The sequence below is a fragment of the Streptomyces sp. DvalAA-14 genome (assembly GCF_900091855.1).
Classification (GTDB): domain Bacteria; phylum Actinomycetota; class Actinomycetes; order Streptomycetales; family Streptomycetaceae; genus Actinacidiphila.
The window spans coordinates 13,595-27,613 of sequence record NZ_FMCH01000191.1; the positions used below are offsets into that span (position 1 = coordinate 13,595).

Genomic DNA, 14,019 nt, shown 5'->3' on the forward strand with positions numbered 1-14,019 from the left:
AGCTGAGTCTGTCCGCCCACTGTCCGAGGGCGCCAATGAGGAGATCGCCGCGTGGGCACCGGTCCGGCGCCGACCCGACGAAGTCGCCTTCGAGCGTGTCCGCTCTCACCGCCGTACCGTCAGCACCACCGACGATGTGCGACTGCCGGACGGCCCCCCGGTCTTGCGCGCGGGCAGATCCTTTGTCTGAGGTCGTCCGTAGCATGTCGGTACCTGGTGGAGGAGGTGTTGTGGCCGTACCTGTTGCGCAGCAGCGCAAGCTGACCCAGCGTTCCGGCAATATCTGCGCTTTTCCTGAGTGCGGGTTGCTGCTGACGGCTGAGGGGACGCAGGAGGACCCCGTAGTCGTGCTCGGGGAGATCGCCCACATAGTGGGGGAGAGTCCGAACGGTCCGCGAGGCGCTTCGCCGCTGTCGGCGGAGGAGCGCAATCGATACGAGAATCTGATCTTGCTGTGCAATCAGCATCACCAGTTGATCGACTCCGCTGGAGCGCTGGCTACATACACCGTGGAGCGTCTTCAGGCTATGAAGGAGACCCACGAGCAACGGATTGAGCGGAGGCTTGGTGGGCGTCCGAACGCTGCTCCGGAGCTACCACCGATGGTCAACGACACGGTGTACAGCAACGTCCTGCCGGTGACACAGATGCCGCGCTACATCTTCGGCGCCCCGTGCGCTGTTGGGCGGGAGAAAGAGGTAAGACCGTCTGCCGCGTCTGCCGGGGTCATGGCTCCGTTTATCTTGCGCGAGGGGCGCCTGTGGGCATTCCAGGATTTGCGTGATACTCGCAATCCTTTCGCGGAGGTGGTGGCGTGCGCAGAAACTGAACGATTCTCCGCTCGGGAGTGGTGGACGGATCCTGATAGGTTTGGCTGGTACGTAGCGTTGCTAAACCGATCGCTGAACAAGCTCACCGGACGCCTGGGACTACGGCTCGATCACGAGCACCACCGCTACTATTTCGAGCCGGAGACAGCTGGCGTCGAACGTACCGTTTCGTACCGGCCGTTGAACGCCAGCAAGGCTACCCGGAGTGTGGTGTGGCAGCCCAAGAAGCGGACCACAGGAGTGGCTCGCAACTACTGGCTTCACCGTGCTGTCGGGCTGCGCTTCTTCCTCATCGGCGGTGACCAGTGGTGCCTGAGTATCAGGCCCGAGCTGCGTGTGACTTCCGACGGGTTCGAGTCCATACAAGCCAAGTACATCGGGCGGCAAGTGACGCGAAAGAAGTCCCGTCTCTTTAACCATGACCTGCTGGGCGAGGTTCAGTTCTGGCGCGACTTCCTAGGCAAGAGCAGTCCACGGATACTCTTCCCCTTCGGCGCCGACAGGCAGAACTTGATCATCTCGACGTCATTGAGCAGCGGGCAGGTGCGCTGGCCGGGTATTCCCACCGAGCATGATATGCCCTTCAAGAACGTCGAATACGTCGATGACCTCTTCACCTGGGCCGAGGGGGGAGGCTTGAACGAGGACGACGGTCTGTCGGACGAAGATGACGAGGACGCGGAGGAAATGCTGCGATGACCACACGCCCCACTCCAAGTAGCATCGCGCATACGGGCCCAACGTCTCTCATCGCGAGCACGTATTTTTCAGAGCCACTGCTGCAGTTTGCCGAGGACGGCCTGCACATCGATCCCAAGGCCGGTATTGCACGCTACGGACCTCGCTCTTGGACAGCATCGGGCCGCCACCCTGCGCGGCTGCGCGTGGGCCTGATCGGTACGGCGGAGCTTGTCGAGGCAGCGCACTTTTGGATGAGCAGCCGCGCTGAGGGAGTGATCGGCGACGTGAACAACCCGGAGTTCCCGGGGTGGATGCCGGATCGTGGGTTCTTCTCGTCGCTGAAGTTCGACGACGCGTGGAATGAGATTCTCGGACAGTCCGAACTGCGCCAGGTACTGGAGATTAAGTCGCAGAAAGATCGTTTCCACGCTGCGCTGACACTGTTCGAGGCAAAGCTCCAGCAGTTGTCAGAGCGTGATAGCACGCCCGACTACGTCGTGATCGCCTTGTCAGACGAGATCGTGACCCGATGCGGCACAGCCGACTACACAAGTAGCGAGACCGGCATGGTCCACCGCGACCTGCGCCGCGCACTGAAGTCGAGTGCCATGAAGTTCCGCATACCCACGCAGATCGTCCGAGCGCCCACACTCGACGGCCGCGACAGAACCCCGCCCGCCCGCATTGCGTGGAACTTCTTCACCGCGATGTACTGCAAGGCGGGAGGATATCCGTGGAGTCCGTATGGCCTCACGACGGGGACCTGTTATGTCGGTATCGGCTTCTACCGGCCGATGGGTCAGGCCACGACGATGCAGACTAGTCTCGTGCAGGCATTCGATGAGCGGGGCGAAGGGATGGTCCTTCGAGGACATGAATTCGAATGGGATCCGAACAAGACCGGGAGTCGCTCACCTCACCTGACGGCCGACGGCGCACACCAGTTGATGGCTCTGGTGCTCGACAGGTACGAGACGGTCATGAAGCAGACCCCCGCCCGCGTCGTGGTACACAAGACCTCGCGCTACTGGCCGAACGAGCGGGATGGCTTCCGCGCCGCGATCGAATCTCGCGTGCGGCGCTACGACCTGATGGCGCTTGAGGTGCAGAGCCGAGTTCGTCTCATTACCACTTCGAAGTACCCGCCGCTGCGCGGGACCCGGTTCAGCTTCGGAGAGCTGGACTACCTCTATACGACGGGTTACATAGCCGCACTCAATGAGTTCCACGGGATGCACGTTCCGGCCCCGCTCCAGGTGGCTGATCACGTCGGCCAGGATTCCTCTCGGGACTCCTTGCTGAAAGAGGTGCTCGCGCTCACCAAGCTCAACTGGAATTCGGCTGCGTTGGGTGGGCTCTTGCCTATAACCATCAAGTTCTCCGGACTAGTTGGCGAGATCATGAGGGAGATTCCGGCTGACCGGGAACCGCTTCCACAATTCAAATATTACATCTGAAATGCAGGGCGCCTGGGAAAATTATGGTGCTTCCTGGTCGGAACTCCTTCTGAATGTGGCCGCGAAGCGATGGCCTAAGACGAGCGCCTGTCGTTCGGCGGGAGGACCTCAGCCTCGATCTTTCGTGACGTCCGTCGGACTCTCTGGCGAGCTGTTTCGGCTTTCCGGGCTGAGCGCGAGCAGCCCGATGGTCGGGCGGTCGCCAATTCTCCCCACCGCATAGCGTGAAGAACGAGCAGATCGGGCGCCGGTCACATGATCGGCCGGACAGTGAGCGTTTTCAGCGTGGCCACTGATCGGGTGACGGGGCGGTGTGGGATCGGAGCGCGCAACGGACAGGGCTCCCGTGCCGTTGAGGGAGGTGTTCGACGTCTCAACTCAGCAACACAGGAGCCCTGTTGGTTCCGTATCCTGCCGCACTTGACCTGCCGCACGCCCTGGTCGAGTGGGTCACGATGCTCATCGTCACCCGTGAAGGTGACCGCCGGTGCAAACTCCCGCCGCACCGGCGTGCGCTGATCGCACTGGTGTACCTTCGCCGCCACGACACCCTCGCCCGTATCGCCGTGGCCTTTGGGATATCAGTCGGCACCGCCCATGCCTACGTCACCGCGGTCACCGGCCTGCTCGCCGAGCAGGCGCCGGGCCTGCTGAAGACGCTGCGCGCACACGATCCGGACTTTGTCCTCCTGGACGGCACGCTCGCAGAGTGCGACCGTGTCGGCGACGGCAGGGCCGACTACTCCTCGAAACACAAGCGGCACGGGGTGAACGTGCAGGTCGTCACAGACCCCAGCGGGGAGATCCTCTGGCTGTCGCCGGCACTGCCGGGCCGAACCCACGACCTGACAGCCGCCCGCAACCACAGGATCCTTCGGATCTGCGCGCGACAGGGCGTCCCGATCCTCGCCGACATGGCCTACATCGGTGCTGGCGACTGGGTCACCACCGCCAAGCGCCGCCCACCAGGCGGTGAACTCACACCCACCGAGCAGACCGCGAACCGGGCCCTGTCCGCAGCCCGTGCACCCGTCGAACGAGGCATGGCACGACTGAAGTCCTGGCAGATCTTCCGCAGATCCCGCATCAGCCCCAACCGCATGAGCGTCATCACCAAAGCCGTCCTCACCCTGGAGAGGCAACGCTGAAAACGCTCAGTGCTGGTAGCCGAGGCTGAATCCGCTCGGTGTCGACCAACCCCGGCGCCCTACAAGCTGGCCACTGTCAGGGTGGTGACCAGTTGCTCGGACTCAAGGTGGTGGGTGAGGTCGAGGCCACTGTCGATCATGGTGAGGACGGCGTGATGCCGGGCAGCGGGGATGACGGCGATCTGGTTTCCGTCGCGGTTGACGCTGATGCTCGCCGGCTTCTTGCCTGGGTGGGTCAGGGTGACCGGCCCGTCTCCGGTGCCCGGGCCTACCCTTGCAAGAGGGATGGTGACGGGATTTCCTCGCAGTAGTTCGTTGAGCGGGTTGGCTGGTTTGCTCACGTAGTCGAGGAGGTCCTCGACCTCGTACGTGTTGGCCTTGTACGCGGTGACCCAGCCGTCGATCTGCTGATCGGCGACCCAGGTGCGGAGTTCACCGGGGCCGATGCCGGCCTCCGCCGCGGCGCGGCCGATCTGGTGGGCCAGGCGGCGGGAGGTGATGCCGGAGGTCAGCAGCGTGATGGCCTGCTCGGTGTCGACACCGTGCCGGATGTGCCAGGCCGTCTGTGCGAACAGGCGGGGCGTGGTGGGTGTCAGCAGGGGGTGGGTGTTGACGAGGTTGACCAGGGCGCCGGCTGTCCAGCTGATTGCGTGCTCGAAGGCCTGCTTGATGCTCTGGACGGTCAGCTCCAGCATCCGAGGATGGGATGACAGAATGCCGGGCGCCCAGACGCGGGCCAGTTCCGGAATGGGTGTGCCGGAGATCCAGTCCCGGATCCCGTCGCCGATCGGCACGTCGACGCTGAAGCTCTTGTTGTGCGGGCTAGTGAACTTCCACTTCCCGAAGGCCTCGGGCGTCAGCAGGAGGTCTTTGAAAGCGCCCTGCTCGGCAAGGAAGTCCAGAGTTTGCTCCAGCTGCCACTCGGGTGGCCCGAAGAAGATGCTGATCTCGTCCGGGGTGTCCTCGGGGGCCGCGTAGGCGACGAGTTGCTCCACGAGGCGTCGGGCGACGTGGTCGAGGAAGCGGGCGGATCCGATGCTGGTTCCGGTGCTCGCCCACCGGCGGGTCGAGACGGGGTCGGTGGCGTCGTAGACCGCGGTGACCTTCTCCGCGAGCGCCATCCAGCGGGCCGGGACCGAAGGGTCGTCGGCCTGTTCCATCGCGAGCAGCGACCGTACCGGGTCCAGCCGGTCGCCGGGCGCGTGGAGGGTCTCGGCGTGGGTCTGCAGGACCAGCCACACGAACGCGGCGAAGTCGGCCGCGACGGTTCCCACCACGCCGAACAGGCCGTCGAGCGAGTTCTGCAGCTGCCGCTCGGCATCGGCCAGTGACCGCAGGGCGTCTTCGCTGAGCAGTTCGGAGGTGACGGTGAGCCGCTCGGTGTCGGGGGTGAGCGTCTCGAACTCCGCAGCCCGGGGCGGGTAGGGGCGGGTGAGGATGACCCACCCCTCGCTCTCGCGCCCGGCCCGACCAGCCCGGCCGATGGCGTTGAGCAGTTTCGCAGGACTGAGCCCGCGCTGGTTCCCGTGTGTGTGGTCACCCTCGACCGTGTGATTGATGATGACGGTGCGCACCGGGAGGTTGACGCCGTCGGTGAGGGTGGTGGTGCTGGCGATGGCCAGCAGGTCTCCGTCGCGGAGTCCTTGTTCGACAGCGTGGAGGACGTCGTCGGGTAGGTCGGCGTGGTGGTATGCGACGCCGTGGCGGGTGCAGTCGACCAGGGGGTGCTGCTCGCCGAGGGTCTCGGCCAGGAACTCGGTGAGCGGCGCCGCCTCGGGGCGGACATCCAATCGCTTGGCCATGGCGTTTGCGGCGTTCCTGGCGATGACTTTGCTGGCGACGACCATCAGGACGCTGCCGGCCCGGGTCAGGGCAGCGGCGCCGGCGGCGAACACCTCGTAGTCCGTGATGCCGCCGGTGAGCTTGGTGTCCTTGTTCCACCGCCGGGAGTTGGGGGAGGCGTATGCCCTGGTGCCGACGCTGGGGATGGTCAGACCGAAGGTGCCGCTGGTCGCGGTCGGACGGACGTCTAGCCGGGAGGCCACCGGCACAGTGGCGCGGGTGGTGGAGGAGTGCTTCTTGCTCGGCTTGCGCGGAGTGCGCTCGGCCTGCTCCTTCAGCAGCTGCGGGTACATGAGGCCGTGCATCCGCCGAGGGCCGCGCCAGTCGTCGGTGAAATAGACCTCCTCCGTCGGCCGTGCCGGGTCGAGCCACGACGCCAGAGCAGCCCGGTTGCCGACGGCGGCGGACAGCAGCACCAGCCGGATGTCGGGGCGGATCCGCAGGAGTGCGAGCAGGCCCTCCAGCACGAACCCGCGTCGGCCCTGCGCGAGATGGTGGGCCTCGTCGACGACGATGAGGCTGACCTCGTCCAGCGCTGCGCCCGGGTTGTTGCGGATCATGTGCATGAGCCGCTCCGGGGTCACGATGTCCACGTCCCCGACGAGGGAGCCGCTGCCGTCGGCGAGCGGGAAGTCCGGTTGCTCGGCGACCAGCTTGCGCTCCAGCAGCCGCAGTCGGCCCCGCAGCGCGGCCCGCATCTCCCGGCCTAGGCTGCGCATGGGCGACACGTAGACCACGCGGCCGGGCCTCTGCGCCAGGTGGGAACAGATCACCAGCTGGGCCACCAGCGTTTTGCCCGCGCTGGTGGGCACGCTGATCAGGCTCCGCCCGGTGGCGGGGTCGACCGGGTTGCCCCGCTCCAAGTTCAGCAATTGGCGCTGCGGGCGCCACAGGGTCATAACCGGCGGGTCGGACACTGCGAAGGTCCGGGCGACCGCATCCGGAGTTCCCTCCGGGAGTAGCGTGTACAGGCTGCTGGCGGCCATTTCGCCGCTCAGACCGAGAAGGTGGGCCGCGACCCACCGGGCGGTCGGGTCACCGCGGCCTGCGCGCCCGTCCAGCACGCTGCCCAGCAGCTCCTGTGCGTCGTGTAGACGGTCCAGAACGCCGAAGGAGAGGTACAGGCGGAGGAGGTGGACCGCTTCGACGACGGCTTCGGCGGGGCCGTACATTGTGCCAGCCAGCGGTTCGTCGCTCATCAGCGTGCGCAACTCCGCGAACTGACGGCGCCAGGCGGCCAGGGCCCGGTTCAGGTCGGGCCGCTCGAATGCCAGGAACACGACACCGGCCTCCAGAGCCAGGGTGTCGAGGTGCGCCGGAAGCGAGGAGACGAAGTCCACCAGGTTCTTGACCTGGCGGTAGACGGCGGTGGCGTTGGGCTCTTGCTCGCACCTGCGGTACCCGGCCTGGGCGGCGAAGGCGATTCTCAGCCGCTCGGTGGGGGAGTGCCGCTCGTCGGCCAGGGCCAGGTCCATCACGTGTGCACTGACCGCGAGGGCTTGCCGGGTCCGCATCGGGTCGAACCTGGGCGTCTCGGGCTCGATCGCTGCCAGTCCGTGCAGGAGCCACGCCGTCGCCAGCACGTTGTCAGGGATCTCCTGGTCCCTGCCGAAGGCGGCGATCTCCAGTTGGGTGATGGACGCCAGCAGTTCCTGTGCTGAGGGCAGGACCCCGCCGGGGCGGTGTTCGCCGAGGGCGGTCGCGAGAACCGCCGGATCTAGAGTGCGGTCCACACGTACTTCCTCACCTCTTCGGCGAAGTCCTCAAGATCGTCTATCGCCACCACCAGGCCCTGTAGCGCGCCGGGATGCTTGTGGGTGGTGAAGTGCTCGTGCGCGTGGTGGAATGCCTTCGTCGGGATCGCCGTGGCGTTCAGCGCGACGCTAACACCGCCGCCGGCCGACTCCTCCTCATCGACCCACTGCTCAGCCAGACTGCCCACGAACTCCCGGGTGTCGTCAGCGAGCAGCTTGTCGCCCCAGGAGAGCATTCCCAGGTAGGTCGCACCCTTGGTGCTGAGCTGCGTCCAGCCCCTGCGGATCGCCAAATCCGGCCGATTCGAATCCCCCGTGTACTTCTTCATTTCCCACAGACGGAAGGAGAAGCCCCGGGCCGTACCGCCTTCCCGGTAGACGATGAGTCCGTCGCCGCCTCCGTCGTTGACGGCGGCCTTCGGCGGTCCGAGGATCTCCACGGCGCGCGCTGGTTCTTCGGGCAAATCGCGGGTCAGGAGGTACCAGAGCCACTCGCTCACGTACCCGGCCAGCCCGTGGTTGCCCTTCTTCTTAGCGGCTGCCGCTTCGAAGACGGGCTCCGCGAATGCCTTCACGAGGACGTAATCCGTCCCGGTCAGCTTAGTCCCGTTCAAGGTGGCCTCGCGCCACTTTCCGTAGGTCCGTGGGCGCCCGCCGGTGCGTTCCCGCATGATCTCGTCGGCGACGATCCACCCGGCGGCCGCCCGGTCCTCGGGGCTGTTGCTGAGGGTCACGACGAGTTCCCAGCGGCACGTCTGGTCGTCTCCTCGGGGCTCCCGTCGTATCAGGTCAGCCACCCGCCCACCGACGGCTGTCGCTCGGGCCAGCGCCTGCGCGGGCGAGACATCCGCCACCCGAACCCCCTGCTCGTCCCGGGCCACCCGCACCGTGTCGGACGAGTGCAGGGGACCGAGGCGGACCTCGGCCATGTCACCCTATCGAGTGGTCCGCCCCGTCCCACCGTACTGACGGCCGCAGTACTCGCAGCCCTGCACCCGCGTCCTTGCGGAAAACCGTCGTTTCGACTGGCGGGCGTGATAACGCTCTGAGAAAGCGGAGGTCAGCGGGTCTTGCGATTTTCGAGGCCACTTTCTGGCGGGGCCGTCGGGGGCTTGGACGTCGGACGGCCGGTTGGCATCTGGGGGGTGGTGCCCAGTTGGTTGTCCTGGGACGGCCGCAGCTTGTCAGTCGGGCGGGCGCCGAGTTCCAGTTCGTCGGCCCATGACTCCATTGCGGAACGCAGGCGGGTGACGGCTTCGGCGTCGAGGCCGTACTTCATGTAGTCCTCGTCGTCCCAGCGTCTTGAGGCGCGCAGCGCCTGAGCGAACATGGGGCGGTCGAAGCCCGGATCGCGCTCTTCGGCCAGGCGCAGAAGGTCCTCGGCCGAGTAGCGTCCACTGGTGAGGGCAGCGTGGACGTCGACGTAGTCCCGGGCTTCCGCGCGGGAGTAGAGGGCGGAGACCTTGTTGGCGACGGCGTCGTCGGGGTGCAGGACGGGGCCGATCTCCATCATGACGGGGGGCTCGGCACGCCAGTCGTAGCCCATTTCTACCTTCGTCTGCTGACCTTCTTCATCGGTTACCAGCAGGCGGGCGAAGGAGCCGCCGGATCGCATCACCTCGACCGTCAGTCCGTCGGACGTGTAGGCGTCCCGTACTGCGCTCACAGCAGCGTCGAATCTTTGCGGATCACCCTGATTGGTGAAGAGGTCGACGTCGTCGGAGACGCGGTTGAGGATGCCGTGGGCCTGGACGGCGTATCCGCCGGCGAGTACGAAGCCGTCCCCGGCTGCGGCCGCCAGGGCGAGGCGGGTCAGACGGGCGTGGAGGTGGTCCATGCGGATCACACTATGCGGCGGCAGCAGACCTCAGCTGGGGGAATCTCTCCTGCCACAGCGATTTCGCGCGTACGGGGAGCCAGAGCGAGGGCCACAGACGCAGCAGCAATCCTTCGTCGAGGAATCCACGCAGCTCAGTGACGTCCATGGCTTCGCGGATGACTGTCTCGTAGAGGCGACGCCTGTCCTTGTCGATGGCGAGGTCGTAGCGGCTCTGCTGGGACCAGTCCAGGCTCAGGGGCAGGCTGACGATCCCGCTCGTCGGCCCGGCCAACTCGCTGAGCGACTCGGGAACCGTGTACGGGCGGATGTCCGCGTAACGCACCCCTGGCTGCATACATGCAGTATGCCCCGCGCGGCCGGGGAGAGGCGAGCCTGCGGGAGGCGGTCCTGTATGGCGTTGCGCTGTAACGGTCAGCTATTGGATCGTCGCCGACTGATCGTTTGGTCGGCGGATCCCGGGTAAGCGGCACGACTCCTCCGCGTCGATCGTTGAACAGGTAGAGAGGCGGCGAGCGTCATGCGGAATGAGGCAGGGCGTGCCAGGAAGGCGAGTGCGAAGAAGCGCCCAGGGAGGCCGGGCGCGGTGAGGCGCGGCAGAGGCACCTCGGCGAGTGTCAGACGCGTTGCCGATGAGCTGGCGGCCGAGTTGGTGACCGCCGTCAGGCGCGAAGCTGGCGCGGGCCGGGGCGGTGGCGCGGCCGTGGCCGAGCGTCGGAGTTCGCCTTTCGCTGGACGGAGTTGGTATGACTTCGCGCTGGAGTACATGGACGTGCGCTGGCGGCAGACCGCGGCGAAAACACGTTGTGAAGACAACGAGGGACTGTGTGCCCTCACCTTGGCCATGATCAGAGGTCGGACTCTGAGGCCCGACGAGGAGCTGTTGCGCCGAGCCCTGCGACTACGGGCGTTTGTGGTGCCGCGTCCGGCGGACCGGGAGGTACCCGGCGAGGAACAGATGGCCTTGCGCTGGGTGGCTCGGGCGACGCGGCCCATGGACGATCTTCTGGATCCGGAAGTGATGAGGGGGGTTATCCGGTCGCTGAGCGTCCGAGCGGATGGGTCTGCGGTGCCGGGAAGCACGCAACGGCACTGCAAGAAGACGCTGGTGAATGCGGTTGGCTACGCGTTCGGCGGGGGAGGCGCCGGTGACGACCTGATTCCCGAGATCCGCTGGCAGGTGCCGACGGACGACGAGGAGGTCGATCCGCGAGTTTTGGTGAATCCGGGCCAGGCTCGCTCTCTGCTGGACGCCCTGTCGTACGTAGGGCTGTACGGGCGGGCTCGGGGGCGGCGGCTGGTTGGGTTCTTCGCGGGGATGTACTACGCCGGTCTGCGGCCCGAGGAAGCCGTGGCCGTGAAGTACCAGGACTGTGTTCTGCCGGCTCACGGCTGGGGCAGGTTCGTGCTGCACGAGACTCGTCCCCAGGCGGGCAAGAGGTACACGGACAGCGGCCGTAACCACGATGAGCGGGGTCTGAAGAGCCGGAGGCGCGGAGCGGTTCGTGTGGTGCCACTGCCGCCACAATTGGTGACGATCTGGAGGCAGAGCGTCGACACGTTCGGCACGGCGGCCGACGGAAGAATGTTCTTCACCGAGCGGGGGCGAGTGCTGGGTTCCAGCGGCTATTGCACGACCTTGCGGGACGCGCGCATCTTGGCGCTCCCACCGGATCTGGTGGAATCGCCTCTTGTTGCTCGCGCGTACGACCTGCGGCACTCGGCGCTGTCGACGTGGCTGAACGCTGGAGTGGATCCCACCGAGGTCGCAGAGCGGGCCGGCAACACCGTCGAGACGCTGCTGCGCACCTATGCGAAGTGCCTCTACGGGCGCCAGACGGTCGCAAATGACCGCATCGACAAATTCCTGGGCGACTACGAGTAGCGCGACCCTTCGCCGCGGCTGACGCCGTCGCACTCCGTGACGATGCGGACTCCGTTTCCGCGGCAAGACAGCCGGGATTTCAAGGCGCTCCAGCAGGGTCTACCGGCGGCACGTCTCGCTCGTCTACGCCCTGGGCGTCCCGCCCGGCGGTCTTCCTTCCGCGTCACGAATACGCCACAGGCTGCGGAAAGTGCCCCTCGCTTGGGCGGTCGACGAACCACTCGCGTCTGAAAGTGCCTGGTCAGCGGCCTGGCCGATTGTCCGTGGCGGAAAGTGCAACGGCCTCACTGGCCGTGTGTCTTGGCAAAAATAAAAGCCCGTCAGACTTGCGTTTCCGCAGGTCAACGGGCTTTTCCGGAGTGCCCCCGGCAGGATTCGAACCTGCGCACACGGCTCCGGAGGCCGTTGCTCTATCCCCTGAGCTACGGGGGCTGGTGTTACCCCTGGTCGGGGCGACGGGAAGAACACTACCAGCTTGCGCGGGGTGGGCGTGTACGGGGTTTTTGGGGGTGGCGGGTGGGGTGGGGGAGGTGGTTGGGGGGTGACGTTGGGGCAGGTGGGAGAGGGGGTTTCACTCCTGGCGGGGGAGAAATGGGCAAAACGCGGACGCATCGCGAGGGGCGCGCCTAGGCTTTCTGGTGTGGCGGGCGCGTCCGGCCGGGTGCTTGTTGTTGATGACAACAAGGTGATCCGGCAGCTGATCAGGGTCAACCTCGAGCTGGAGGGCTTCGAGGTCGTGACCGCGGCTGATGGTGCCGAGTGCCTGGAGATCGTGCACACGGTGCAGCCGGATGTGGTCACCCTGGATGTGGTGATGCCCAGGCTGGACGGGGTCCGGACCGCGGCGCGGCTGCGGGCCGATCCCCGGACCCGCGGGATCGGGATTGTGATGGTCAGCGCGGGGTCGCTGCCCGAGGGCGCGAGCGGGCCCGGCGGGGTGGACGCCTATGTGGGCAAGCCGTTCGAGCCGGGTCATCTGGTCGACACGGTACGGCGGTTGATCGCGCGGGTGCCCCCGCAGCCGCCCCCTCCCGAGCAGCCCCGCGGGCAGACCGCCGCCACTCCGGGCGGCGCCTGAGCGTCGGCCCGCTCCTCCCGGCCCGGGCTGCCCGATCCTCCCCGCCAGCCCCACCCGGTCCAGGCCCGACCGTCCCCCCGGCCCCGGTCGGCCCGGCCCGCCGGTCGCTGCCACCGCCGGTGACCGCGCCGCCCCCGCTCGGCCGCGCCACGCGAAAACCCGCTCGGCGGCAGCGGCGCACGCTCGCCTACGCTTCTTCTTGTGACTCCCGCCGAGCTGTCCCGTGTCGTCCTGGGTGCGGTACGTCGTGCCGTGGCGGCGGAGGAGTTGCGCGGGGCGGTGCCGGACAGTGTGGTCGTACGGCGGCCGCCGCGGCCCGGTTGCGGGGACTACGCCACGAACGTGGCCCTGCAGATCGCCGGGTCGGCCGGCCGTACGCCGTACGCGGTGGCCGAGATCCTGGCCCGGCGGCTGGAGAAGGAGCCCGGGATCGCCCAGGTGGAGATCGCCGGGCGCGGGTTCTTGAACATCACGCTCAGCGCGGGGGCGTACGGCGATGTCGTCCGGCAGGTACGGGCCCAGCGCGAGCAGTACGGCCGCGGGGACGGCCTGGCCGATGAGGCCGTGGTTGTCGTGGCGGCGGAGCCCGGTTCGCTCCGGGGGGAGATCGCCGCGGAGGTCGTCAACCGGCTGCTCGAAGCGGCCGGCGCCCAGCCCGCCGCGCCCGGTACGCGCACCGAGGCCCTCAGCGTCCAGGAACCCGCCGACCCCGCCGACCCCGCCGACCCCGGCGGCCCCGCTGGCCCTGCCGACCCCGCCGACCCGGGGACGCCGAACACCCCCGCCGCCCCGCTCGGTCCCGACGCCACCCGCTGGGCGCTGCTCCGCCCCCCGGCCCAGGACATCCCCCGCCTCACCACCGACCTGCTGGACCAGCGCGAGAGCAATCCGCTGTTCCGGGTCCGCTACGCCCGGGCCCGCGCCCTGGCACTGGTGCGCAACGCCCACGACCTGGGCGTCGCGATCGACACCCCAGTCGACACCCCAGCCGACACCGCCATCGACACCGCCGGGGAAACCGGGGCCGAGGACGCCGAGGGCCCCCACGAGTCCGCACAGGCAGCCGAAGGGGCGACCGACCGGGAGCCGGACCGGGCGACGTATCATCACCCCGCCGAGACCGAGCTGCTCGGACTGGTCGCGGATTTCCCGCGGGTGGTCGAGACGGCGGCGCGGCGCCGGGCCCCCGATCGGGTGGCGCGGCACCTGGAGCGGCTGGCGGACGCGTTCTTCCGGTTCCACGACGAGTGCCCGCCGCTGCCGAAGGGGGACGAGAAACCCTCGGCCGCCCACGGCGCCCGGATCCGCCTGACCGACGCGACGGGCGTGGTGCTGACCGGCGGCCTGGATCTGCTCGGCATCAGCGCGCCCGATCACATGTAGCCGGGCCGGCAGCCAGGAACGCCCGGACAGCCTCACAGGCAGTCAGGCAGTCAGGCAGCCGGACGGGCGGCCGCGCAGCCAGCCAGGACACGCCGTCCGCCCGACCCGCCCCGGCGTCCGAGCG

General features: G+C 67.5%; 10 protein-coding genes and 1 tRNA gene. 6 read left to right on the forward strand and 5 right to left on the reverse strand.

The annotated features are described in order from the left end of the window. The first annotated feature begins 230 nt into the window (after window positions 1-230). From GA0115240_RS09490 to GA0115240_RS09500, 3 genes are all read left to right on the forward strand, one after another. The gene (locus GA0115240_RS09490; RefSeq protein ID WP_093736217.1) at window positions 231-1,529 is read left to right on the forward strand and encodes an HNH endonuclease; all 1,299 of its coding nucleotides are present in this window, start codon (window positions 231-233) and stop codon (window positions 1,527-1,529) included. Continuing rightward, complete coding sequence (locus GA0115240_RS09495) at window positions 1,526-2,968, forward strand: argonaute/piwi family protein (RefSeq protein ID WP_141708791.1); 1,443 nt, start codon at window positions 1,526-1,528, stop codon at window positions 2,966-2,968. Before GA0115240_RS09490 ends, GA0115240_RS09495 begins: the two co-directional genes overlap by 4 nt. Before the next feature lie 398 nt (window positions 2,969-3,366). Then, window positions 3,367-4,116, forward strand: a complete 750-nt coding sequence (locus GA0115240_RS09500; RefSeq protein WP_093736219.1) for a transposase family protein — start codon at window positions 3,367-3,369, stop codon at window positions 4,114-4,116. 59 nt (window positions 4,117-4,175) lie between these two features. Here GA0115240_RS09500 and GA0115240_RS09505 read toward each other — a convergent pair whose 3' ends face one another. From GA0115240_RS09505 to GA0115240_RS09520, 4 genes are all read right to left on the reverse strand, one after another. Then, window positions 4,176-7,691, reverse strand: a complete 3,516-nt coding sequence (locus tag GA0115240_RS09505; RefSeq protein WP_093736220.1) for a DEAD/DEAH box helicase — start codon at window positions 7,689-7,691, stop codon at window positions 4,176-4,178. Continuing rightward, window positions 7,676-8,641 carry a hypothetical protein gene (locus GA0115240_RS09510; protein WP_237554746.1) on the reverse strand — a complete coding sequence of 322 codons (966 nt, stop codon included), beginning with the start codon at window positions 8,639-8,641 and terminating at the stop codon, window positions 7,676-7,678. The genes GA0115240_RS09505 and GA0115240_RS09510 overlap by 16 nt, the downstream gene beginning before the upstream one ends. A gap of 131 nt (window positions 8,642-8,772) precedes the next feature. Then, a complete protein-coding gene (locus tag GA0115240_RS09515; RefSeq protein ID WP_093736226.1) occupies window positions 8,773-9,549 on the reverse strand; it encodes a nucleotidyl transferase AbiEii/AbiGii toxin family protein in 777 nt (258 codons plus the stop codon). 10 nt (window positions 9,550-9,559) lie between these two features. Then, window positions 9,560-9,886: a hypothetical protein gene (locus GA0115240_RS09520; RefSeq protein WP_093736221.1), complete on the reverse strand. Its 327-nt coding sequence runs from the start codon at window positions 9,884-9,886 to the stop codon at window positions 9,560-9,562. A 429-nt stretch (window positions 9,887-10,315) separates the two neighbouring features. Between GA0115240_RS09520 and GA0115240_RS09525 the strand changes: the two genes are divergently transcribed. Then, the gene (locus GA0115240_RS09525) at window positions 10,316-11,434 is read left to right on the forward strand and encodes a site-specific integrase (protein ID WP_141708792.1); all 1,119 of its coding nucleotides are present in this window, start codon (window positions 10,316-10,318) and stop codon (window positions 11,432-11,434) included. 360 nt (window positions 11,435-11,794) lie between these two features. Here the strand turns inward: GA0115240_RS09525 and GA0115240_RS09530 are convergent. Continuing rightward, window positions 11,795-11,866, reverse strand: a tRNA-Arg gene (locus GA0115240_RS09530). 208 nt (window positions 11,867-12,074) lie between these two features. Here GA0115240_RS09530 and GA0115240_RS09535 point away from each other — a divergent pair. Both GA0115240_RS09535 and nrtL read left to right on the forward strand, forming a co-directional pair. Then, a complete protein-coding gene (locus GA0115240_RS09535; RefSeq protein WP_093736223.1) occupies window positions 12,075-12,512 on the forward strand; it encodes a response regulator in 438 nt (145 codons plus the stop codon). A gap of 201 nt (window positions 12,513-12,713) precedes the next feature. Beyond that, window positions 12,714-13,895: an ArgS-related anticodon-binding protein NrtL gene (gene nrtL, locus GA0115240_RS09540; protein WP_093736224.1), complete on the forward strand. Its 1,182-nt coding sequence runs from the start codon at window positions 12,714-12,716 to the stop codon at window positions 13,893-13,895. Window positions 13,896-14,019: the final 124 nt, after the last annotated feature.

What these genes read in the sequence shown, in the direction of transcription:
- GA0115240_RS09495 (WP_141708791.1), top strand. Translation starts at nt 1,526, where the DNA reads ATGACCACACGCCCCACTCCAAGTAGCATCGCGCATACGGGCCCAACG.
- GA0115240_RS09510 (WP_237554746.1), bottom strand. Translation starts at nt 8,641, where the DNA reads ATGGCCGAGGTCCGCCTCGGTCCCCTGCACTCGTCCGACACGGTGCGG.
- GA0115240_RS09515 (WP_093736226.1), bottom strand. Translation starts at nt 9,549, where the DNA reads ATGGACCACCTCCACGCCCGTCTGACCCGCCTCGCCCTGGCGGCCGCA.
- GA0115240_RS09520 (WP_093736221.1), bottom strand. Translation starts at nt 9,886, where the DNA reads ATGCAGCCAGGGGTGCGTTACGCGGACATCCGCCCGTACACGGTTCCC.
- GA0115240_RS09525 (WP_141708792.1), top strand. Translation starts at nt 10,316, where the DNA reads ATGGACGTGCGCTGGCGGCAGACCGCGGCGAAAACACGTTGTGAAGAC.